Below are 21,953 nucleotides of genomic sequence, written 5' to 3'. Positions count from 1 at the left end.
ATGCGGGAGTACGACGGGGGCGGCCGCCCCGGTCCGTCGAGGGCCGGACCGGAGCTGCCGCCCCAGAGCCCCGAGGAGCAGGCGCGGGCCATCTGCCTGCGCCTGCTCACCGGGAGCCCGCGCACCAGACGCCAGCTCGCGGACGCCCTGCACAAGCGGGACATCCCCGAGGAGGTGTCCGAAGAGGTCCTCTCCCGGTTCGAGGAGGTCGGCCTCATCGACGACGCCGCGTTCGCCGGCGCCTGGGTCGAATCCCGGCACCGGGGCCGCGGCCTGGCCCGCCGCGCCCTCGCCCGGGAACTCCGCACCAAGGGCGTCGACGGCGGCCTGGTCGCCGAAGCCCTGGAACGGCTCGACCCCGACCAGGAGGAGGAGACCGCCCGGGAACTGGTCTCCCGCAAGCTCCGCTCCACCCGGGGACTGGACCGCGACAAACGCCTCCGCAGACTCGCCGGAATGCTCGCCCGCAAGGGATATCCGGAGGGCATGGCCCTACGGGTCGTCCGCCGCGCCCTGGAGGAGGAGGGCGAGGACACCGACGACCTCCCCTACGGGGACCCGTCCCACGGAGGGTAGGGGTAGCCCCCGGTCAGGAGGCCGGGGTGCTCCACTGTCAGAAAGGGCCCTGGCCAGCAGAGTTGACCGCATGATGCTGCGCTACGCCCTCAAGACCGTCCGGCACCGCAAGGCCGGCTTCCTCGGCGCCTTCGTCGCCCTCCTGTGCGCGGCGGCCCTCGTCACCGCCTGCGGAATCCTGCTCGAAACCGGACTGCGCGGCACCATCCGCACCGAGCGCTACGCGGACACCCCCGTGCTGGTCTCCGCCGACCAGAACGTGCACCGCACCACGGTCAAGGCCAAGAAGGGCAAGACCAAGGTCAAGCACAAGGCCAAGCCCGTCCCCGAGCGGGCCTGGCTGCCCGCCGTCACCCTGGACACCGTCCGCCGACTCCCCGGAGTGGCGCGCGCCCTGCCCGAACTGACCTTCCAGGCCGTGCCACTGGCCCCGGGCGCCGCCGACGGCAACCCCGGCTACGGGCACGCCTGGGAATCCGCCGCACTCACCCCCTTCACCCTGGAATCCGGCCGGGCCCCGCGCACCGACCGCGAGGTCGTCGTCGACCGGAAGCTCGCCGCCCGCACCGGACTGCGCCCCGGCTCCCCGCTCACCGTGCAGGCCACCGGTGAACCCCGCCGCTACACCGTCAGCGGTGTTGCCCGCGCCGCCCACGGCGACCTCGCCCGGCAGACCACCCTGTTCTTCGCCGACCCCGAAGCCCACAGACTGGCCGCCCGCGACGGCCTGGTCGCGGCCATCGGCCTCCAGCCGAAGCCCGGGGTGACCACCACCGCCCTCGCCGCCGAGGTCAGGAAGGCCCTGGCCGGCAGCACCGCCCGGATCAGCACCGGCGAGGACCGGGGCCCGGTCGAGTTCCTCGACGCGGCCGGCGCCCGCACCAGACTGGTCTCCCTGGGCGGCGCCATGGGCGGCACCTCCCTGCTCGTCGCCGTCCTCGTGGTCGCCGGCACCTTCGCCCTCTCCGTCCAGCAGCGGCACCGGGAACTCGCCCTGCTCCGCGCCATCGCCGCCACCCCCGGACAGCTCCGCCGGATGCTCGGCCGGGAAGCGCTGATCGTCGGCCTGGCCGCCGGGGCCCTCGGCGCCCTCGCGGGCCTCCCGCTCGCCGCCTGGCTGCACGGCCGCTTCATCGAGCTCGGCGCGGTCCCCGCCACCCTGGAGCGCACCGCCGGCATCCTCCCGATGCTCGCCGCCCTCGCCACCACCCTGCTCGGCGCCTGGGCCGCCGCCCGGATCGCCGCCCGCCGGATCACCCGGATCCGCCCCGCCGAGGCCCTCGCCGAAGCCGCCGTCGAACCCGCCCGGCCCGCCTGGGCCCGGATCGCCGCCGGACTGCTGCTGCTCGCCGGCGGAGCCGTGCTCGTCGCCGTGCTCTCCACCCTGCGCACCGAACCGGCCTCCACCCCGGTCACCTTCCTCGCCGTGGTGGTCCTCGCCGGGGCGGTCTCCCTGCTCGGCCCGCTGCTGGTCCGCGCCGCCACCGCGCTGCTCACCGGCCCGCTGCGCCTCACCGGAGTCAACGGCCGTCTCGCCACCGCCAACCTGCGCGGCAACGCCGGCCGGATGGCCGCCGCCGTCACCCCGCTCACCCTGCTCGTCGGCATGACCTGCACGGTCCTCTTCGTCCAGCCCACCCTCGGGGACGCCGCCCGCGCCCAGGCCCGGGAGGGAGTGCGGGCCGGCTGGGTGCTCGCCGCGAGCGGCCCCGGCGTCGGACCGGCCGCCGCCGACGCGGTCCGCCGCACCCCCGGGGTCACCGCCGCCACCGAGATCCTCCGCACCACCGTCCGGGTCGGCCTCACCAAGTACCCGGCCCAGGGAGTCACCCCGGCCGGCCTCACCCGCACCTGGGACCCGTCCGTCAGCAGCGGCAGCCTCGCCGGATTCGGCGAAGGCGCCGCCGCCGTCAGCGAACTCGCCGCCGACCAGTTGGGCCTGAGGCCCGGCAGCCCGCTCACCGTGCACCTCGGCGACGGCACCCCCGTCACCCTCACCGTCTCCGCCGTCTACCGCCGGGGCCTCGGCTTCGGCGACCTCACCCTCCCGCACGACCTGGTCGCCGCCCATGTGGACAACCCCCTCGCCGGCCGGGTGCTCGTCGCCACCGACCCGGGCACCGGGCCCAGCGAGCTCAGCGCCGTACTCGCCCGATTCCCCGGCACCACCCTGCTGTCCGCCGCCTCCGCGGACCGGCTGAACGCCGAACGCGGGCGGGCCGGAGCCGAGATCAACCTGCTCGGCATGGCCCTGGTCCTGGCCTTCGCCGCCATCGCCGCGGCCAACACCCTGGCGATGTCCACCGGCGAACGCGTCCGTGAGTTCGCGGTCCTGCGACTGGCCGGCGCCACCCGCCGCCAGGTGCTGCGGATGGTCCGCACCGAAGCCCTGTCGGTGGTGCTGATCGCCACCGTCCTCGGCTCCGCGATCTCCGCCGCCGTCCTGACCGCCTTCAGCGTCGGGATGACGGGCGCGGCCGCCCCCTCGGTGCTGCCCCCGGTCTACGCGGCGCTGGTGGCAGCCGTCGCGCTCGTCGCCCTGGCCGCCACCGCCCTGCCCGGCCGGCTGGCCCTGCGGCCCCGCCCGGTGGACGTGGCCGCGGCCCGCGCCCACTAGGCGGCGACGGACGCAGGGGAGGGAGACACGGGGGAGCCCGGGCCGACCAGGCCCGGGCTCCCCGCGCGCGTCCCGCCGGTCAGCCCCGGGAGACGGGCACCACCGGGAGGCCCGCGGACTTCCAGGCCTGGAAGCCGCCGATCAGGTCGGTGGCCCGGTGCAGTCCCAGACCGTGCAGCGAGGCCACCGCCAGGCTGGAGGCGTAGCCCTCGTTGCACAGCACGATCCAGCGCAGGTCATGACCGGTCGCGGCGGGGGTGCGGTGGCTGCCCTGAGGGTCCAGCCGCCACTCCAGCTCGTTCCGTTCGACCACCAGCGCGCCCGGGATGACCCCGTCGCGTTCGCGCAGCGCCTGGTAGCGGGTGTCCACCAGCAGGGCCTCGCCCGCCTCCACGGCCGCGTACGCCTCCAGCGCCTCGATCCGCCGGTAGCCCGCGCGGACCAGTTCCAGGTGCTCGTCGATGCCGACCGGGGCCGCCGGCTCCGGGGCGCTCACTCCCAGTCCGCCGGACGCTCGACGCGCTCCAGGGTGAGCACCGGGCCGGACCGGCTGTACCGGCGGATCTGCGGCAGCGGCGGGTAGTAGGCGTGCACCGAGATCGCGTGCTCCCCGGCCGACTCGTTGAGGACCTCGTGGACATGGTGCTCGCCGAAGGCCCGGCCGACCCCCGGCCCCAGCACCCGGCTGCGGTCGTTGCCCTCCGCCAGGTGCAGGCTCCGCCAGCCCTCCGAAGGCAGCCGGACGGCCAGCGAGTGCTCGGTCAGCCGGCCCCGGGCGGTGGCGAACGCCCCGCGCGATTCGGCGTGGTCGTGCCAGCCGGTACCGGTGCCGGGCGGCCAGCCGATCAGCCAGGCCTCGCTGCCGCCGGGCCCATCCAGCCGCACCCAGGTGCGGCCCTCCGGATCCAGCGGCAGGGCGGCGATCAGCTCGGGGTCGGCCGCGGTGCGCAGCGCGAAGTCGAGGAGCTCGGCGGCGCCGGGACCGGCGGGCGCGGCACCGCCAGGGTGCGGATGCCGCTGGGCAGGGGCGGGCGCGGGGGCGTGCGTGGGTGCAGACATCGGGGTGTGACCGTCCTGTGGGTTCGCGTGGGGGCGCGCACGACGGCGCGCGGGAGGAGGCGAATCAGCAGGAAGGGCGACAGACGCAGCCCGCGTAGCGGAGCAGGTCCATGTGGACCCTCCGCCAGAGGAACACGTCGTTGCCGGTCATGTCCGCGAGTGAACCACGACTGCCCTTGAGGGTCAATCGATCACTGCTGTGGTGTGGAGGACTCCCCGGCGGTCCGTACCGGGCCCGGGGAGGAGCCTGGTTCGGGCGCGACCGCCGGAGCCGGTACGGCCGGCAGCGCGGCCACCGCCGCCCCCGCGGCCGGCCCCGGGGTGCCGGGACCCTCCGGGGGACCCTTGCGGAGGGCGTCCGCGGCCTCGTACAGCTCGGCCGGCCGGACCCCGGCGAAGGTCCCGGTCAGATGCCCGTCCGGCCGGACCAGCAGCACCGTGTGCGCCGGGGCCCCCGGATAGCCGTCCGCGACCAGCAGCTCCGCCCGGACCGGCAGGGCGCTCACCGCGGCCGCCAGCCGGGGCATCAGCCCGGCCTTCATCCAGTGCCGCCGGTCCCACACCCCGGTGCCCGGGGCCACCAGCACCACCAGGGCCCGGCCCTGGCCCAGCCGGTCCCGCAGCGGTACGGTCGTCCCGTCCGGCACCGTCACCGGCACGTCCGCCACCCCGCCGCCCGGCTCCGTGTCGGTCGGCACCTCGCGGACCGCCACCGGAGGGGCGTACGCCGGGGGCGCGCCGAGCGGGCCGCGCCCCAGATGCCCTTCGGTGAGCAGGAGTTCGTGGGTGCGCGCGGTGCCCGGCAGATAGGTCCGCAGCCCGCCGCCCCCGCGCAGTACCGGCATGGCCTGGTCGGCGGCCCGCAACCGGGCGGCGACGGCGGTCCGCCGCTCGCCCTGATAGCTGTCCAGCAGGGCCTCGGAAGCCCCCTGGTGCCAGGCCAGGGCCAGCTTCCAGGCCAGGTTCTCGGCGTCCCGCAGGCCCTCCTCCACCCCCTGGGTGCCGACCGCGCCCAGCAGGTGCGCGGCGTCCCCGGCGAGGAAGGCCCGGCCGTCGCGCCAGCTCCGGGCCAGCCGGTGGTGCAGGGTGTGCACCCCGGTGTCGATCAGCTCGTACGGGGGAGTGCTGCCCCCGCACCAGCCGGCCAGGGTGTCCCGGATCAGGCCGATCAGCGCGTCCGGGGTGACCAGTTCGCCCCGCGGCGGCAGCAGCCAGTCCAGCCGCCACACCCCGTCGGGCAGCGGCCGGGCCGTCACCTCGGCCGCCCCGGAGGAGGGGTGGCCGCGGTGCAGCAGCGCCTCGCCGGGCCAGGGCAGCTCGGTGCGCAGCGCGGCCACCGCGTACCGCTCGACGGCGGTGCGGCCGGGGAAGCGGATGCCCAGCAGCTTGCGGACGGTCGACCGGGCGCCGTCGCAGCCCACCAGCCAGCTGCCGCGCCACCAGGTGGTCTCCGCGCCCGGGGTGTGGACGGTGACCCCGTGCGCCTCCTGCTCCAGCGAGTCGAGCCTGCTCTCGGGGACCAGCCGGACCAGCGGATGGGCGGCGGCCGCGGCGCGCAGGCCGCGGGCCAGGGCGTGCTGCGGCAGGTGCAGCGGGGCGTGACCGTCCTCGAAGGTGATGCGGCGGGTCTCCTGGCGCCGCCGCATGGTCCGCCAGGCGGCGAACCGGGCCCCCTCGTCGCCGAGCGTGGCGCAGCCCAGCCGGTGCGCCATGGCGGCGGTGTCGGAGTGCAGCACCACCGTCCGGGCCGGGCGCGGCTGGTCCTTCCCGGGGCCCTCGTCGAGGAGGACGGAGGGCACGCCGTGGCCGGCCAGGGCGAGGGCGAGGGAGAGTCCCACGGGCCCCGCGCCGACGACGATCACCGGGTCCATGGCGCGGCTCCCGGTGTCCGGTATGTGATCACAGAACGTATGCAACCCACTGGAGGTGCGTGCGTCAAGTGACACCCGGCCTGGTGGGGCGGAAGAAGACGCGCGCGGTGCGGCGGAGGTGATCCGCCGTGCCGCGCGCGTCGGGTGATGCGCAGTCAGGTGTGACGTGCGATCACGGGGTACCGGCGGTGGGCCGGTGGTCCGGGTCAGACGGCCTTGCCGCCACCGATCAGGTCGGCCGTCTCCTTGGCCATCACACCGGTGGCCTTCTTGGACTGGCGGAGGCGCTTCTCCAGCCAGGAGGCGAAGCCGGTGAGGGCGAAGTTCACGAGCACGAAGAGCAGGGCGATGACCACCAGGGTGGCGATGGTGTTGCTGTAGTTGGCGGTGATCTGCCGGTTCATGGAGAGCAGTTCGCCGTAGCCGAGCAGCGCGCCGGCCAGCGCCGTGTCCTTCAGGATCACCACGAGCTGGCTGACCAGCGCGGGGAGCATCGCCGTGACGGCCTGCGGGATGAGCACGTAGGCCATGGTCTGGCCCTTGCGCATGCCGATCGCCTTGGCGGCGTCGGTCTGTCCGGAGGGCAGCGAGAGGATGCCGGCGCGGACGATCTCGGCGATCACCGAGGCGTTGTAGAGGACCAGGCCGGTGACACAGGCGTAGAGCGGCCGGATGTCGGAGCTGACGGTGGAGAACTTCACGTAGAGCGCGCTGCCGAAGACCATCAGGATCAGCACCGGGATGGCACGGAAGAACTCCACCCAGGCGCCGACCGGGACCCGCACCCAGGCGTGGTCGGAGAGCCGGCCGATGCCCAGCAGGACGCCGAGGGGCAGGGCGATCACCATGGCGATGGCGCCGGCCTTGAGGGTTTCCAGCAGGCCCGGGAGCAGGAAGGTGGTCCACACCTTCCCCTCGGTGACGAAGGGGCTCCACTTGTCGCCGTCCAGCTGGTTCTGGTCGGCCAGGGCGGAGAGGACCCACCAGGCCGCCAGGCCCATCAGGACCACGAAGACCGCGGTGTAGACCAGGTTGCGGGCCTTGGCCTTGGGGCCGGGCGTGTCGAAGAGCACGGAGTTCATCGCTTCACCGCCATTCGCTTGGCCACCCAGCCCAGCACCAGGCCGGTGGGCAGGGTCAGCAGGACGAAGCCGAGGGCGAAGACGCCGAAGACGGCGAACAGGGAGTCCGGCTCGTTCTCGATCATCTCCTTCATCAGCAGGGACGCCTCGGCCACGCTGATGGCCGCCGCCACCGTGGTGTTCTTGGTGAGGGCGATGAGGACGTTGGCGAGCGGGGCGATGACCGCCCGGAAGGCCTGCGGGAGCACGATCAGGGTGAGCACCTGGAAGAAGCTCAGCCCCAGCGCGCGGGCCGCTTCGGCCTGGCCGATCGGCACGGTGTTGATGCCGGAGCGCAGCGCCTCGCAGACGAAGGTGCCGGTGTAGGCGATGAACCCGAGGACGGCCAGGCGGAAGCCGATGTCCTCCGAGGTGGTCCCGCCCAGGGTGATGCGCAGGGTCTGGTCCAGGCCGAACGAGCAGCCGATGATCAGAACGGTGAGCGGGATGTTCCGTACGACGTTCACGTACGCGGTGCCGAAGGCACGCATCATGGGGACCGGGCCGACCCGCATCCCGGCGAGCACGGTGCCCCAGATCAGGGAACCTATCGCCGAGTAGACGGTGAGCTTCACCGTCACCCAGAAGGCGCCGAGCAGGTCGTACTGCCCGGAATCAAGAAAATCGAACACGTTGTCCTGCGCTCTCCCCAGGATGGCCGGTGGGGCGCGCCGCCGCCCGTGACAGGCGGGCGGCGACGTGCCGCACCGAGGACTCAGCTGCCTTCGGTGATCTGCGGGGCAGGCTCGTTCTTGTAGTTGGCCGGGCCGAAGTTCGCCTTCACGAACTTGTCCCAGGAACCGTCCTCGACCATCTTCTTGAGGGCGCCGTTGATCTTCGTCTGAAGGTCCTTGTCACCCTTCTTCAGGCCGATGCCGTAGTTCTCGTTGCTCAGGCTCAGCCCGACCAGCTTGAACTTGCCCTGGTTGTTCTGCTGCGCCGCGTAGCCGGCCAGGATCGAGTTGTCCGTGGTCAGCGCGTCGACCGACTTGTTCTCCAGGCCGGTCAGGCAGTCCGAGTAGCCCGGGACCTGCCGCAGGTCGGCCTTGGGGGCCAGCTTGTCCTTGACGTTCTGGGCCGAGGTGGAGCCGGTGACCGAGCACAGCTTCTTGCTGTTCAGGTCCTCGGGCTTGGTGATCGAGGTGTCGTCGGCGCGGACCAGCAGGTCCTGGTGGGCCAGGAAGTACGGGCCGGCGAAGTCGACCTTCGCCTTGCGCTTGTCGTTGATCGAGTAGCTGGCGACGATGAACTTGACGTCGCCGTTCTGGATCATGTTCTCGCGCTCGGCGCTGACCGCCTGCTTGAACTCGATCTTGTCCGGGGCGTAGCCCAGTTCCTTCGCCACGTAGGTCGCGACGTCCACGTCGAAACCGGTGTACTTGCCGTCCGGGGTCTTCAGGCCCAGGCCGGGCTGGTCGAACTTGATGCCGATGGTGACCTTGCCGCCGGAGCCCGCGTCCTTGTCGTCGCTGCCGCCGCAGGCGGTGGCGGTCAGGGCGAGAGTGAGCGCTACGGCCGCGGCCGCACCGGTCTTGAGAGCCTTCATGGTGAACTTCCCTCGGATGAGACGATGTTGAACTGCCACGGGATCAGTACCAGACCGAAATCCTCAGTGGTGCAGGATTTTCGACAGGAAGTCCTTGGCGCGGTCGCTGCGCGGGTTGGAGAAGAACTGCTCGGGCGCCGCCTCTTCGACGATCTTCCCGTCGGCCATGAAGACGACCCGGTTGGCCGCGGAGCGGGCGAAGCCCATCTCGTGGGTGACCACGACCATGGTCATCCCCTCGGCGGCGAGCTGCTGCATGACCTCCAGCACCTCGTTGATCATCTCGGGGTCGAGGGCCGAGGTGGGCTCGTCGAAGAGCATCACCTTGGGCTCCATCGCCAGGGCCCGGGCGATCGCCACCCGCTGCTGCTGGCCGCCGGAGAGCTGGGCGGGGTACTTGTCCGCCTGGGTCCCGACGCCCACCCGGTCGAGCAGGGCGCGGGCCTTCTCCTCGGCCGCGGCCTTGTCCTTCTTGCGGACCTTCACCTGGCCGAGCGTCACGTTCTCCAGCACCGTCTTGTGCGCGAAGAGGTTGAACGACTGGAAGACCATGCCCACATCGGCGCGCAGCCGTGCCAGTTCCCGTCCCTCGGAGGGGAGTTCGGAGCCGTCCAGGGTGATGGTGCCGGAGTCGACGGTCTCCAGTCGGTTGATGGTCCGGCACAGTGTCGACTTGCCCGACCCCGAAGGCCCGATGACCACCACGACCTCGCCGCGGGCGATGCTCAGGTTGACGTCCTGAAGCACGTGCAGGGCGCCGAAGTGCTTGTTGACGTTACTCAGTACGACCAGATCGCCGCTCATCGGCTCACCACGCTCCGTCCTCCTCGGTTGGGAGGACAGTAGTGAGCGGGTGTGCGCACCGTCACCACATCTGAGCGAGAATTGAGGATAACGATCCGGCTTCCCGCCGCCACGCTGCGTACACGACCGGAGATGCCTTGCGGTATGCCCCCGGTGTGCTGTTTTACTGAGCGCGACTTCACCGTGCGCGACCAGGAAAGGGGGACCGGAATGAGACTGCTGCTCGTCGAGGACGACGACCACGTCGCGGCGGCCCTGTCCGCCATCCTGGCCCGGCACGGCTTCAAGGTGACCCATGCGCGCAGCGGCGAGGAGGCCCTCCAGGCCCTGCTGCCGGCCGGCCTCCCGGCCACCGTGCCGTCCTACGGGGTGATCCTCCTCGACCTCGGCCTGCCCGACCAGGACGGCTACGAGGTCTGCGGCAAGATCCGCAAGCGCACCGCCATCCCGGTGATCATGGTGACCGCCCGGGGCGACGTCCGTTCCCGGATCCACGGCCTGAACATGGGTGCCGACGACTACGTGGTCAAGCCCTACGACACCGGCGAGCTCCTGGCCCGGATCCACGCCGTCGCCCGCCGCACCGGCCCCGGGCCCGGCACCGGATCCGGTGCCGCCGCGGGCCCCGAGGGCACCGCCCCGGCCGGCCCCGGCCAGGGCCCCGCGGGCACCCCCGGAATGGTCCGGCTCGGCTCCGTCAGCATCGAGCTGCCCACCCGCCGGGTCGCCGTGGACGGGGTCGACGTACCCCTCACCCGCAAGGAGTTCGACCTCCTCGCCCTGCTCGCCCAACGCCCGGGCGTGGTCTTCCGGCGGGAGCAGATCATCAGCGAGGTCTGGCGCACCAGCTGGGAGGGCACCGGCCGCACCCTCGAAGTGCACGTGGCCTCCCTCCGTTCCAAACTCCGGATGCCCGCACTGATCGAAACGGTCCGCGGGGTGGGCTACCGGCTCGTCGCCCCCGGCCCCGGCACCCCCCAGTAGGCCGATCACCGTGCGCGCCAGGCTGCTCCCCCTGCTCGTCGTCCTGATGGCGGGCATGCTCATCGCCCTCGGCTTCCCGCTCGCCGTCAGCCTGGCCGCCGGCCAGCAGCAGCGGGTGATCGTGGACCGGATCGACGACAGCGCCCGGTTCGCCGCCCTCGCCCAGTTCGTCGTGGACTCCGAGGGCTCCGGGGACAAGGGGGCCGACGAGCGCCGCGAGACCCTCCGGCTGGAGCTCGCCCGCTACCAGGAGCTGTACGGGATCCGGGTCGGCGTCTTCCACCGCGACGGCAACGCCATGGTCCGCGCCCCCGGCTGGTGGCAGCTGCCGGGCACCGACGAGGCCCGCCGGGCCTTCGAGGAGGCCCTCGCCGGCCGCCGCAGCCATGACCCCGGCCAGGTGTGGCCCTGGCAGCGGCACGGAAAACTGCTGGTCGCCTCCCCGGTGGTGCTCGACGGGGACGTGGTCGCCGTGGTGGTCACCGAATCGCCCACCGACCGGATGCGCTCCACCACCCTGCGCGGCTGGCTGCTGATCGGCGCCGGGCTGGCCGCCGCGATGCTCGTCGCCTTCGGCGCCGCCCTCCGGCTCACCAGCTGGGTCCTCAAGCCCGTCGGCACCCTGGACGCGGCCGCCCACGGCATCGCCACCGGCCGGATGAACTCCCGGGTCGCCGCGTCCGGCGGCCCCCCGGAACTCCGGCGGCTGGCCCGTTCGTTCAACGAGATGGCCGACAACGTCGAGGAAGTCCTCGAACAGCAGCGGGCCTTCGTCGCGGACGCCTCCCACCAGCTCCGCAACCCGCTCGCCGCCCTGCTGCTGCGGATCGAACTGCTCGCCCTGGAACTCCCCGAGGGCAACGAGGAGATCGCCTCGGTCCGCACCGAGGGCAAACGCCTCGCCCGGGTCCTGGACGACCTGCTGGACCTGGCGCTGGCCGAGCACGCCTCCGCCGAGATCCGCGTCATCGACATCGGCGCCCTCGCCACCGAGCGGATCGCCGCCTGGCGGCCGCTCGCCGAGGACAAGGGCGTCCGCCTCACCGGCACCGGCCGCACCGCCGCCACCGGCTGGGCCGACCCGATCGCGCTCTCCAGCGCCCTGGACGCGGTCATCGACAACGCCCTGAAGTTCACCCCGGCCGGCGAGGAGGTGGAGGTCACCGTGGACACCGAGGGGAACTCCGCCCGGGTGGTCGTCGCCGACCGCGGGCCCGGACTCGGCGAGGAGGAGCTGGCCCGGATCGGCGACCGGTTCTGGCGCAGCGGCCGCCACCAGAACATCAAGGGCTCCGGACTCGGCCTGTCGATCTCCCGGGCGCTGCTCGCCGCCGGGGGCGGCACCATCGGCTTCGAGACCAACCCCCCGCACGGGCTGCGGGTCACCGTCTCCGTCCCGCGCACCGCCCCGGACCCGGGCTGACCGCAGCCGCCCGCGCGGCCGGCGCGCATACTGGACCGACCCCTCCCAGGAGCGCCGCCACCGTGACCAGGCCCAGCCAGCCCCTCCAGCAGCCCACCGGACCGTCCGCCCGCCAGGGCGCGGACCCGGCCGGGTCCGCCGCCGCACCGACCGCCGCCGGCCCGGCCTCCGTCGTGCCCGCGCCGCGGCCGTACGGCGGGTCCGCCGACCCCGAGGGGCTCACCCTCGCCATCGACATCGGCGGCACCAAGATCGCCGGGGCGCTGGTGCACCCCGACGGCGGGCTCGGCGCCACCGCCCGCCGGCCCACCCCGCGCGGGGCCGGCCAGGACGGGGACACCGTGATGGCGGCCGTCGCCGAGGTGGTCGCCGACCTCGCCGCCGACCCGGGCTGGCCCGCCGTACGCCGCTGCGGGATCGGCAGCGCCGGCCCGGTGGACGCCGTCCGCGGCACGGTCAGCCCGGTGAACATCGGCGCCTGGCGGGACTACCCGCTGCTCGCCCGCACCGAGGCCGCCCTCGCCGCCCACGGCCGGCCGGTCCCCACCGTCCTGGTCGGCGACGGGGTCGCCATGACCGCCGCGGAACACTGGCTGGGCGCCGCCCGGGGCCACGCCAACGCCCTGTGCATGGTGGTGTCCACCGGAGTCGGCGGCGGACTCGTCGTCGACGGCAGGCTGCTCCCCGGCCCCACCGGCAACGCCGGCCACATCGGCCATATGAGCGTGGCCTTCGACGGCCCGGAATGCGCCTGCGGGGGCCGCGGCTGTGTCGAGGCCATCGCCTCCGGCACCGCCATCGCCCGCTGGGCCCGGGAGGCCGGCTGGACCGGAACGGACCCCTCCGCCGCCGGGGTGGCCGCCGCCGCCCGTGCCGGGGACCCGGTCGCCCTCGCCGCCTTCGACCGGGCGGGCCGCGCCCTGGCCGCCGCCATCGCCGCCACCGCCACCCTGATCGAGACCGACATCGCCGTCATCGGCGGCGGGGTGGCCGCCGCCGGCGACACCCTCCTCGGCCCGGTCCGCGCCCATCTGCCGGCCTACGCCACCCTCGACTTCGTCCGGGACCTGCGCATCGCCCCGGCCGCCCTGGGCACCGAGGCCGGACTGATCGGCGCCGCCGCCGCGGCCCTCCGCCTCCTCCCGGCCTGAGCACAGGCCCCCGGGAGGGGTTTACGGCTTGACCGAGCGGTAGTAGCGGCGCGCGCCCTCGTGCAGGGGCACCGGGTCGGTGTAGATCGCGGTCCGCAGGTCCACCCGCTGCGCGGCGTGCACGACCTCTCCGATCCCGTTCCGGCTGGAGATCACCGTCCGGGTGAACCGCTCGGTCAGCCCGGGACTCGTCCGCACCGTCGTGACCAGCAGGTTCGGCACGGCCACGGTGGTCACCGCCGAAGTGTTCCTGGCCCGGGCATAGGCGTCCTGAGGCATCACCGCCGCCCGGTACCAGCGGCCCGGCGCCCCGTCCCGCTGCAGCTCGGGCAGCAGGTCGCCCAGCGGTACCAGCCGGATGTCGAACCGGTCCGAGAGCTCCCGCACCGCGTTCGTCGGCAGCCCGCCGGACCAGAAGAACGCGTCGATCCGGCCCGCCTCCAGCTCCGCCGGCATGGTGTCGATCCCTATCGACACCGCCTCCACGTCCCGCCGGGGATCCAGTTTCGAGGCCGCCAGCAGCCGCTCCGAGATCAGCCGGACCCCGGAACCGGGCTGCCCGACGGCCACCCGCTTCCCCTTCAGGTCCCGGGCCGACTGCACCTCGGACCCGGCGGGCACCACCAGCTGCACGTAGTCGTCGTAGAGCCGGGCCACCCCCCGCAGTCCCTCGGCGCCGGGCTTGCCGTCCTGCCGGTACTTGGACACCGCGTCGGCCGTCGCCACCGTGTAGTCCGCCTCGCCCGCCGCCAGCCGCGCCAGGTTCTCCTGCGAGCCCTCGCTGGGCAGCAGCCGTACGTCCACCCCGGGCAGGTCCTGGCCCAGCGCCCCCTTCAGCAGCTCCCCGTACCGGTGGTAGACGCCCGTCCGCACGCCCGTGCTGAACGTCAGCGGCCCCTCCGGCTCGGAGTCCCCGAACGGCCACAGCCACCAGCCGAGCAGCGCGAACACGACCAGGGCGGCCGACAGCCCCCGCAGCGCACGGCGCCTGCGGAGGCCCGGAGCCCGGGACGGTTCGAGAGACATGCGCGCGATCCTGCCAGCCGTCCGCCGTCCTGTCACGGTCCGACCGGACGGGCGTTCGCACCGGCGGCCCGGGAGCACCCCTTACCCTTGTCGGGTGAGTGTCGAGGGCGAGGCTGCTGTTTTGAAAACGTACGAGGTGCGCACCTACGGGTGCCAGATGAACGTGCACGACTCCGAACGCCTCTCCGGCCTCCTGGAGGGCGCCGGCTACGTCCGCGCCCCCGAGGGCTCCGACGGCGACGCCGACGTGGTCGTCTTCAACACCTGCGCGGTCCGTGAGAACGCCGACAACAAGCTGTACGGGAACCTCGGCCGGCTCGCCCCGATGAAGACCAGGCGCCCCGGCATGCAGATCGCCGTCGGCGGCTGCCTGGCCCAGAAGGACCGCGACACCATCGTCCGCCGGGCCCCCTGGGTGGACGTGGTCTTCGGCACCCACAACATCGGCAAGCTGCCGGTCCTGCTGGAGCGCGCCCGCGTCCAGGAGGAGGCGCAGATCGAGATCGCCGAGTCCCTGGAGGCCTTCCCCTCCACGCTGCCCACCCGCCGCGAGTCCGCCTACGCGGCCTGGGTGTCGATCTCGGTCGGCTGCAACAACACCTGCACCTTCTGCATCGTCCCGGCGCTGCGCGGCAAGGAGGAGGACCGCCGTCCCGGCGACATCCTCGCCGAGATCGAGGCGCTGGTCGGCGAGGGCGTCTCCGAGATCACCCTGCTCGGCCAGAACGTCAACGCCTACGGCTCCGACCTCGGCGACCGCGAGGCCTTCAGCAAGCTGCTGCGCGCCTGCGGCCAGATCGAGGGCCTGGAGCGGGTCCGGTTCACCTCCCCGCACCCGCGCGACTTCACCGACGACGTGATCGCGGCGATGGCCGAGACCCCGAACGTGATGCCGCAGCTGCACATGCCGCTGCAGTCCGGCTCGGACGGCATCCTCAAGGCCATGCGCCGCTCCTACCGGCAGGAGCGCTTCCTCGGGATCATCGAGAAGGTCCGCGCCGCGATCCCGCACGCGGCCATCTCCACCGACATCATCGTGGGCTTCCCCGGCGAGACCGAGGAGGACTTCCAGCAGACCATGCACACCGTCCGCGAGGCCCGCTTCGCGAACGCCTTCACCTTCCAGTACTCCAAGCGGCCCGGGACCCCCGCCGCCACCATGGAGGGCCAGATCCCCAAGGAGGTCGTCCAGGACCGCTATCTGCGGCTGGTCGCCCTCCAGGAGGAGATCTCCTGGGCGGAGAACAAGAAGCAGGTCGGCCGCACCCTGGAGGTCATGGTCGCGGAGGGCGAGGGCCGCAAGGACGGTGCCACCCTCCGGCTCTCCGGCCGCGCCCCCGACAACCGCCTCGTCCACTTCACCCAGCCCGAGGCGGAGGTCCGCCCCGGCGACGTGGTGACCGTCGAGATCACCTACGCGGCCCCGCACCACCTGCTCGCCGAAGGCCCCACCACCGCCGTACGGCGCACCCGCGCGGGCGACGCCTGGGAGAAGCGGAACGCCGCCCCGGCCCAGCCGCAGGGCGTGCTCCTCGGCATCCCGACGCTGGGCGTCCCGGCCCCGCTGCCGGCGGCCACCGGGGGCTGCGCCGTTCCCTCGGCCTGACCCGCCGGGCGGGGCACCCTGCCGGTCGATACGGCTAGGCTGCGGATCATGCTCGTAGCCGCAGCCGTATGCCCCGCCCCGCCCCTGCTGGTCCCGGCGGTCGCAGCCGACGCCGCCGAGGAGCTGAGGGAGGCCCGGGCGGCCTGCTCCGACGCCCTCGCGGTGCTCGCCGCCGCCCGCCCCGACCTGCTGGTCGTCGTCGGGGCGGCCGCCGAGGGCGGCGGCTACGACCAGGGCACCCCCGGGAGCTTCGCGGGCTTCGGCGTGGACCTGGCCGTCACCCTCGGCCCCGCCACCGGTGAACCGCCGTCCGGTGAGGCCACCGGCGGCAGCCTCCCGGCCTCCCTCGCGGTGGCCGGCTGGCTGCTGGAGCAGGCCCGCTGGGCCGCCGCCCCGGTCGCCGGGGTGGCCGTCGCCGAAGACCTCGTACCGGAGGGCTGCCGGGTTCTGGGAGCCGACCTCGGCGGATCCGCCGACCGGGTGGCCATGCTGGTCCTCGGCGACGGCAGCGCCTGCCGCACCCTCAAGGCCCCCGGCTACCTGGACGACCGCGCCGAGGCCTTCGACGCCGCCGCGGCCCGCGCCCTGGGCGGCGCCGACACGGCCGCGCTGGCCGCCATCGACCCGGACCTCGCCCGTCAGCTCCAGGCCGCCGGGCGGGCCCCCTGGCAGGTCCTGGCCGGGGCCGGCGGGGGAGCGGGGCTGGAGGGCCGGCTGCTCTACGAGGACGCCCCTTACGGGGTCGGCTACTTCGTCGCCGCCTGGTCCTAGTGGGACCGGGCGCACCGGAAGGGGGGCGCGGGCCGATCGGCCCGCGCCCCCCTTCTGGTCACCGCGGCTCAGGAGGTCTCAGGGAGCGGCGGGCGGCCGGGCCGGGCCGTCGCCCGGGGCGTCCTTGTGCGCGATCTTCCCCAGGGCGTCCTTGGCCTTGCCGGTGCCCGTCTCGATCTTGTCGCTGTACTTGCCCTTGGTCTTGGAGTCCACGGCCTTGGCGACCTTGTCGAGGCCTTCGCCGATCCTGCCCTCGTGCTGCTGCGCGAGGCCCTCGACCTTGTCCTTGGCGGGTGCGAGCTTGGCCTTGAGATTGTCCAGCAGGCCCATGGGTCACCTTCTCCTGGCTGTCACTTGGCTGTTGACTACCGACGGGCGCCTTCGCCGGCCTCGGCGGCGAAACCTGCCGAATGCGCCCATGTCCACCTGCTCCAACGGTACGCGCGAGGGTGGAGTTCCGCCCTGGTCACAGGACCGCGGCGACCGGAAGCCCGCCGCGCCCGCGACATCACCTCACTCGTTCGGGCAGCCGTCACCGGGTTTGCGAGACTGTTCCGGTGAGAAGTGCAGCCCCCGCCCCGCGGGTCATCGCCGTCGTCGGTCCCACCGCGGCCGGAAAGTCCGATCTGGGCGTAGCCCTGGCCCGCCATTTCGACGGCGAAGTCGTCAACGCCGACTCCATGCAGCTCTACCGCGGGATGGACATCGGCACCGCCAAGCTGACGACCGCGGAACGCGGCGGAGTCCCGCACCACCTCCTCGACATCTGGGAGGTCACCGAAACCGCCAACGTGGCCGAGTACCAGCGGCTGGCCCGCGCCGAGATCGACGCCCTCCTCGCCGCCGGCCGCACCCCCGTCCTGGTCGGCGGCTCCGGCCTCTACGTCCGCGGCGCCCTGGACGTGATGGAGTTCCCCGGCACCGACCCCGAGGTCCGCGCCCGGCTCGAAGCCGAACTCACCCTGCGCGGCCCCGGCGCCCTGCACGCCCGGCTGGCCGCCCTCGACCCCGCCGCCGGCACGGCCATCCTGCCCAGCAACGGCCGCCGCATCGTCCGCGCCCTCGAAGTCATCGACCTCACCGGCAAACCCTTCACCGCCAACCTCCCCGGCCACGAGTCGGTCTACGACTGCGTGCAGATCGGCGTCGGCGTCGGCCGCCCCGAACTCGACGAGCGGATCACCGTCCGGGTCGACCGGATGTGGGAGGACGGGCTGGTCGACGAGGTCCGGGCCCTCGAAGCCGCCGGACTCCGCGAAGGCGTCACCGCCTCCAGGGCCCTCGGCTACCAGCAGGTCCTGGCCGCCCTGGCCGGCGAGTGCACCGAGGCCGAGGCCCGCGCCGAGACCGTCCGCGCCACCAAGCGGTTCGCCCGCCGCCAGGAGTCCTGGTTCCGCCGCGACCCGCGCGTCCACTGGCTCAGCGGCGCCGCCGAGGACCGCGGGGAACTGGTCGGACTCGCGCAGTCGTTGGTCGAACGAGCGGTTACAGCCTGATCACGTGATGGCATCGGGACGCCCCGTGCGCCCGTGGCGGGGCTCCTGGCGTGCCATCATCAAATTCCGACGGTGCCGTCACCGGCGGTGAACGGCGGCGTACGAAGTCCGAGTGGGGAGGGCACGTGGCGATGGAGGCCGGCCCTCGCGACACCGGGCGGGACGACACCCGACAGGAAGCGGACCCAATGGTTCGGGGCCTGGCCGACGAAACCGGCCCGCAGGACGGACTCGGCCTGCCCGCCGATCCCACCCGTCTCACCCCCGACGGCCCGGACGGCACCGAGGGCCTCGACGGCACCGAGGAGCTCAGCGGCCCCGCAGTGGAGGTCGAGCTCCGCCCCCAGCGGCGGCTGCGGATCTGGCAGCTCGCCCCCATCGTCACCCTCGCCGCCGCCGGCTCCCTGATGTTCGCCTTCCCCCTCGCCTTCGAGTTCGGCGACGGCGGAGCCCTCGTCGCCATGCTCGGCCTCCTGATCAGCTCCTGCGCCGGCGGCTGGGGCATGATGGCCGCCCGCCGGGTCGGCTACACCTGGCCCGGCCTGCCCGCCCGGGGCTCCGGCATCCGCTCCGACTGGCGGGTCATCGCCCTCTACACCCTGATCGCCCTCGCCGTGGTCGCCCTCGCCGTCTGGCGCGTGGCCCGGCTGCGCTGACCCCGCCCGGGGCCCGCGCGGGGCGCGGCCCGACCGGACCCGCCCCCCCCGACCGGACCCGCCCCCCGGCCGGACCCGGCCACCGCTCGTTACCATGAAGGCGTGACCAGCAGCCTCGCCTTCCTCAAGGGCCACGGGACCGAGAACGACTTCGTCATCCTCCCGGACCCCGACAACGCCCTCGACCTGACGCCCACCGCCGTCGCCCGCCTCTGCGACCGCAGGGCCGGACTCGGCGCGGACGGCATCCTGCACGTCGTACGCTCCACAGCCCACCCCGAGGCCCGGCACATGGCCGACGAGGCCGAATGGTTCATGGACTACCGCAACAGCGACGGCTCGGCGGCCGAGATGTGCGGCAACGGCGTCCGCGTCTTCGCCCGCTACCTCCACCACGCCGGCCACGCCGAACCCGGCGACCTGGCCATCGCCACCCGCGGCGGGGTCAAGCGGGTCCACCTCCACAAGCAGGAGCTCGTCACCGTCTCCATGGGCCGCGCGCTGCTCCCCGAGGGAGAGGTCACCGTCTCCGTCGGCGACCGCAGCTGGCCCGCCCGCAACGTGAACATGGGCAACCCGCACGCCGTCGCCTTCGTCGACTCCCTCGACGAGGCCGGCGACCTGTACGAGGCGCCCCCGTTCAGCCCCGCGGCCGCCTACCCGGACGGCGTCAACGTCGAGTTCGTCGTCGACCGCGGCCCCCGCCACGTCGCCATGCGGGTCCACGAACGCGGCTCCGGCGAGACCCGCTCCTGCGGCACCGGCGCCTGCGCCGTGGCCGTGGCCACCGCCCGCCGGGACGGCGCCGACCCGGCCCGCACCGGCGAACCGGTCAGCTACCGGGTGGACCTCCCCGGCGGCCGGCTGGTGATCACGGAGCACCCCGACGGGACCGTGGAGATGACCGGACCCGCCGTCATCGTGGCCGCCGGGGAGTTCGACCCGGCCTGGCTCGACGAAACGGTTTTCGCCTGAAGGTTCCCTCTCATGGGTGATCCGTTTCACGCTCAGCGAGAGCCGGACTCCGCCACGTGGTGGGGTCGGTAGCATCAGACACCGGCCCTGAGGGCTCACCCCATGCCCACCACCGCCGGTCGAAGCCGCCGGAGGTGCCCATGAGTGCAGAGGCCACGAACCCCGATGCACGCCCCGAGCTGCGCAGACGCGGCCGCACCCGCCTGGATCTGCGCAGGCTGGGGCGTGCCGCACTGCTGGGCCCGGCCCCCCGGGACCGACTCCCGGACGCCATCAGCCATGTCGCCGAAGCCCATCGCGCCCACCATCCGGACGCCGATCTCGATGTGCTCCGCCGGGCGTACACGCTCGCCGAGTCCTCGCACCGGGGCCAGATGCGCAAGAGCGGCGAGCCGTACATCACCCACCCGCTCGCCGTCACCCTGATCCTCGCCGAGCTCGGCGCCGAGACCACCACCCTGACCGCCTCCCTGCTCCACGACACCGTCGAGGACACCGAGGTCACCCTCGACCAGGTGCGCGCCGAGTTCGGGGCCGAGGTCTGTTTCATCGTGGACGGGGTCACCAAGGTCGAGAAGATCGACTACGGTGCCGCGGCCGAACCCGAGACCTTCCGCAAGATGCTCGTCGCCACCGGCAACGACGTCCGCGTGATGTCGATCAAACTCGCCGACCGCCTCCACAACATGCGCACCCTCGGGGTGATGCGCCCCGAGAAACAGGCCCGCATCGCCAAGGTCACCCGGGACGTCCTCATCCCGCTCGCCGAACGCCTCGGCGTGCAGGCCCTGAAGACCGAACTGGAGGACCTGGTCTTCGCGATCCTGCACCCCGAGGAGTACGAGCACACCCGCGCCCTGATCGCCGCCCACTCCGGGACCGCCGACCCGCTGCCCGCGGTCGCCGAGTCCGTCCGGGCCGTGCTGCGCGAGGCCGGCATCCCCGCCGAGGTCCACATCCGGCCCCGCCACTTCGTCTCCGTCCACCGCATCTCCCTCAAACGCGGGGAACTGCGCGGCTCCGACTTCGGCCGGCTGCTGATCCTGGTCGGCGAGAACGCCGACTGCTACGGGGTGCTCGGCGAACTCCACACCTGCTTCACCCCGGTGGTCTCCGAGTTCAAGGACTTCATCGCGGTACCCAAGTTCAACCTCTACCAATCCCTCCACACCGCCGTCGCCACCGCCGGCGGCGAGGTCGCCGAGGTCATCGTCCGCACCCGCCAGATGCACCGGGTCGCGGAAGCCGGCGTGGTCGCCCTCGGCAACCCGTACTCCCTCACCGAGGCCGGTGCCGCCGCCGCGGCCGCCGTGTCCGGCGACGCCGACGAGGAACGCGTGGACCCGACCCGCCCCGGCTGGCTCTCCCGGCTCCTCGACTGGCAGCAGTCCGCCCCCGACGCCGACACCTTCTGGAGCTCCCTGCGCGCCGAACTCGCCCAGGACCGGGAGATCACCGTCCTCACCGCCGACGGGGCCGGCCGCCTCGGCCTGCCCGCCGGAGCCACCTGTATCGACGCGGCCTACGCCCAGCACGGCGAGGCCGCCCACGGCTGTATCGGCGCCCGGGTCAACGGGCGCCTCACCTCCCTCTCCAGCCCGCTCGCCGACGGGGACACCGTCCAACTGCTGCTGGCCCAGGACGCCTCCTCCGGGCCCGCCCCCGACTGGCTGGACCACGCGCACACCCAGGCCGCCCGGATCGCCATCAGCGGCTGGCTCCAGTCCCATCCGGACGGCGGACGGCCCGACCCGGCGGCCCCCCGGGCCCCGCTCTCCGTGGTCGGGGCCCGCGGCGGCGGCGGGAACGCCGTCGCCGACCTGCCCGACGCCCCCGTCCGGCTGGCCGGCTGCTGCACCCCCGTCCCGCCGGACGCCGTCGCCGGATTCGTCGTCCGCGGCGGCGCCGTCACCGTCCACCGGGTGACCTGCACCGCCGTCGCCCAGATGCGCTCCCTGGGCCGGACCTCCGTCGCCGTGCACTGGCGGGCCACCGCCGACTGCCGGGTCACCCTGGTCGCCGAATCGTTCGGCCGCCCCCACCTCCTCGCCGACCTCACCGAGGCCATCTCCCGGGAGGGCGTCGACATCGTCTCCGCCACCGTGGACCCCCCCGACGAGCAGCGGGTCCGGCACCGCTACACCCTCCAACTGCCCGACGCGACCGTCCTGCCCACCCTGATGCGGGCCATGCGGGACGTCCCGGGGGTCTACGACGTCGCCCGGGCCTGACCCCGCCGGCCCCGGGCGGGGCGGCCCGGCCCCGCCCCGT

General features: G+C 73.7%; 21 protein-coding genes. 11 read left to right on the top strand and 10 right to left on the bottom strand.

Annotated features, from left to right (window positions below; genetic code table 11):
* Together recX and ACZ50K_RS21455 are read left to right on the top strand one after the other, a co-directional pair.
* Entirely contained in the window at nt 1-576 is a 576-nt protein-coding gene (gene recX / locus ACZ50K_RS21460) for a recombination regulator RecX (RefSeq protein ID WP_468905299.1), read from the top strand.
* Between the two features lie 70 nt (nt 577-646).
* Entirely contained in the window at nt 647-3,193 is a 2,547-nt protein-coding gene (locus ACZ50K_RS21455) for an FtsX-like permease family protein (protein WP_468905297.1), read from the top strand.
* Between the two features lie 79 nt (nt 3,194-3,272).
* On the opposite strand, the gene ACZ50K_RS21450 is transcribed toward ACZ50K_RS21455, so the two are convergent.
* The 8 genes from ACZ50K_RS21450 to ACZ50K_RS21415 all read right to left on the bottom strand — a co-directional run bounded on the left by ACZ50K_RS21450 (nt 3,273) and on the right by ACZ50K_RS21415 (nt 9,594).
* The gene (locus tag ACZ50K_RS21450) at nt 3,273-3,689 is read right to left on the bottom strand and encodes a rhodanese-like domain-containing protein (protein ID WP_468905294.1); all 417 of its coding nucleotides are present in this window, start codon (nt 3,687-3,689) and stop codon (nt 3,273-3,275) included.
* Nucleotides 3,686-4,252: a cupin domain-containing protein gene (locus ACZ50K_RS21445; protein ID WP_468905291.1), complete on the bottom strand. Its 567-nt coding sequence runs from the start codon at nt 4,250-4,252 to the stop codon at nt 3,686-3,688. Before ACZ50K_RS21445 ends, ACZ50K_RS21450 begins: the two co-directional genes overlap by 4 nt.
* Nucleotides 4,253-4,316: 64 nt before the next feature.
* On the bottom strand, nt 4,317-4,364 hold the full coding sequence (locus tag ACZ50K_RS21440) for a hypothetical protein (RefSeq protein ID WP_311314449.1): 48 nt from the start codon (nt 4,362-4,364) through the stop codon (nt 4,317-4,319).
* A gap of 79 nt (nt 4,365-4,443) precedes the next feature.
* The gene (locus ACZ50K_RS21435; protein WP_468905288.1) at nt 4,444-6,123 is read right to left on the bottom strand and encodes an FAD-dependent monooxygenase; all 1,680 of its coding nucleotides are present in this window, start codon (nt 6,121-6,123) and stop codon (nt 4,444-4,446) included.
* Between the two features lie 206 nt (nt 6,124-6,329).
* On the bottom strand, nt 6,330-7,205 hold the full coding sequence (locus ACZ50K_RS21430) for an amino acid ABC transporter permease (protein WP_468905285.1): 876 nt from the start codon (nt 7,203-7,205) through the stop codon (nt 6,330-6,332).
* Nucleotides 7,202-7,876 (bottom strand): amino acid ABC transporter permease, encoded by a 675-nt coding sequence (locus ACZ50K_RS21425; protein ID WP_468905283.1) that lies wholly within the window; start codon nt 7,874-7,876, stop codon nt 7,202-7,204. Before ACZ50K_RS21425 ends, ACZ50K_RS21430 begins: the two co-directional genes overlap by 4 nt.
* 83 nt (nt 7,877-7,959) lie before the next feature.
* Nucleotides 7,960-8,790, bottom strand: a complete 831-nt coding sequence (locus ACZ50K_RS21420) for a glutamate ABC transporter substrate-binding protein (protein WP_468905280.1) — start codon at nt 8,788-8,790, stop codon at nt 7,960-7,962.
* Between the two features lie 63 nt (nt 8,791-8,853).
* Nucleotides 8,854-9,594: an amino acid ABC transporter ATP-binding protein gene (locus ACZ50K_RS21415; protein ID WP_468905278.1), complete on the bottom strand. Its 741-nt coding sequence runs from the start codon at nt 9,592-9,594 to the stop codon at nt 8,854-8,856.
* A gap of 210 nt (nt 9,595-9,804) precedes the next feature.
* On the opposite strand from ACZ50K_RS21415, the gene ACZ50K_RS21410 reads away from it, so the two are divergent.
* The 3 genes from ACZ50K_RS21410 to ACZ50K_RS21400 all read left to right on the top strand — a co-directional run bounded on the left by ACZ50K_RS21410 (nt 9,805) and on the right by ACZ50K_RS21400 (nt 13,152).
* A complete protein-coding gene (locus ACZ50K_RS21410; RefSeq protein WP_468905275.1) occupies nt 9,805-10,578 on the top strand; it encodes a response regulator transcription factor in 774 nt (257 codons plus the stop codon).
* Between the two features lie 10 nt (nt 10,579-10,588).
* Nucleotides 10,589-12,001 (top strand): sensor histidine kinase, encoded by a 1,413-nt coding sequence (locus ACZ50K_RS21405; RefSeq protein WP_468905273.1) that lies wholly within the window; start codon nt 10,589-10,591, stop codon nt 11,999-12,001.
* 173 nt (nt 12,002-12,174) lie between these two features.
* The gene (locus ACZ50K_RS21400; RefSeq protein ID WP_468905386.1) at nt 12,175-13,152 is read left to right on the top strand and encodes an ROK family protein; all 978 of its coding nucleotides are present in this window, start codon (nt 12,175-12,177) and stop codon (nt 13,150-13,152) included.
* Nucleotides 13,153-13,173: 21 nt separating this feature from the next.
* On the opposite strand, the gene ACZ50K_RS21395 is transcribed toward ACZ50K_RS21400, so the two are convergent.
* Nucleotides 13,174-14,178: a TAXI family TRAP transporter solute-binding subunit gene (locus ACZ50K_RS21395; protein ID WP_468905270.1), complete on the bottom strand. Its 1,005-nt coding sequence runs from the start codon at nt 14,176-14,178 to the stop codon at nt 13,174-13,176.
* 94 nt (nt 14,179-14,272) lie between these two features.
* Between ACZ50K_RS21395 and miaB the strand changes: the two genes are divergently transcribed.
* Together miaB and ACZ50K_RS21385 are read left to right on the top strand one after the other, a co-directional pair.
* Nucleotides 14,273-15,784: a tRNA (N6-isopentenyl adenosine(37)-C2)-methylthiotransferase MiaB gene (gene miaB, locus ACZ50K_RS21390; protein WP_468905267.1), complete on the top strand. Its 1,512-nt coding sequence runs from the start codon at nt 14,273-14,275 to the stop codon at nt 15,782-15,784.
* A 48-nt stretch (nt 15,785-15,832) separates the two neighbouring features.
* Nucleotides 15,833-16,555 carry a class III extradiol ring-cleavage dioxygenase family protein gene (locus ACZ50K_RS21385; RefSeq protein WP_468905265.1) on the top strand — a complete coding sequence of 241 codons (723 nt, stop codon included), beginning with the start codon at nt 15,833-15,835 and terminating at the stop codon, nt 16,553-16,555.
* A 78-nt stretch (nt 16,556-16,633) separates the two neighbouring features.
* Here ACZ50K_RS21385 and ACZ50K_RS21380 read toward each other — a convergent pair whose 3' ends face one another.
* On the bottom strand, nt 16,634-16,885 hold the full coding sequence (locus tag ACZ50K_RS21380) for an antitoxin (RefSeq protein WP_468905262.1): 252 nt from the start codon (nt 16,883-16,885) through the stop codon (nt 16,634-16,636).
* 227 nt (nt 16,886-17,112) lie between these two features.
* Between ACZ50K_RS21380 and miaA the strand changes: the two genes are divergently transcribed.
* The 4 genes from miaA to ACZ50K_RS21360 all read left to right on the top strand — a co-directional run bounded on the left by miaA (nt 17,113) and on the right by ACZ50K_RS21360 (nt 21,913).
* On the top strand, nt 17,113-18,051 hold the full coding sequence (miaA, locus tag ACZ50K_RS21375; protein ID WP_468905259.1) for a tRNA (adenosine(37)-N6)-dimethylallyltransferase MiaA: 939 nt from the start codon (nt 17,113-17,115) through the stop codon (nt 18,049-18,051).
* Between the two features lie 131 nt (nt 18,052-18,182).
* Complete coding sequence (locus tag ACZ50K_RS21370) at nt 18,183-18,707, top strand: hypothetical protein (RefSeq protein ID WP_468905384.1); 525 nt, start codon at nt 18,183-18,185, stop codon at nt 18,705-18,707.
* A gap of 102 nt (nt 18,708-18,809) precedes the next feature.
* A complete protein-coding gene (gene dapF, locus ACZ50K_RS21365; RefSeq protein WP_468905257.1) occupies nt 18,810-19,682 on the top strand; it encodes a diaminopimelate epimerase in 873 nt (290 codons plus the stop codon).
* A gap of 140 nt (nt 19,683-19,822) precedes the next feature.
* Nucleotides 19,823-21,913, top strand: coding sequence for a RelA/SpoT family protein (locus ACZ50K_RS21360; protein WP_468905254.1), 2,091 nt, complete (start codon nt 19,823-19,825; stop codon nt 21,911-21,913).
* The last annotated feature ends 40 nt before the right edge of the window (nt 21,914-21,953 follow it).

It is taken from the genome of Streptomyces sp. NPDC033845 (assembly GCF_055576225.1).
This window is presented reverse-complemented; position numbering and strand designations above follow the sequence as displayed.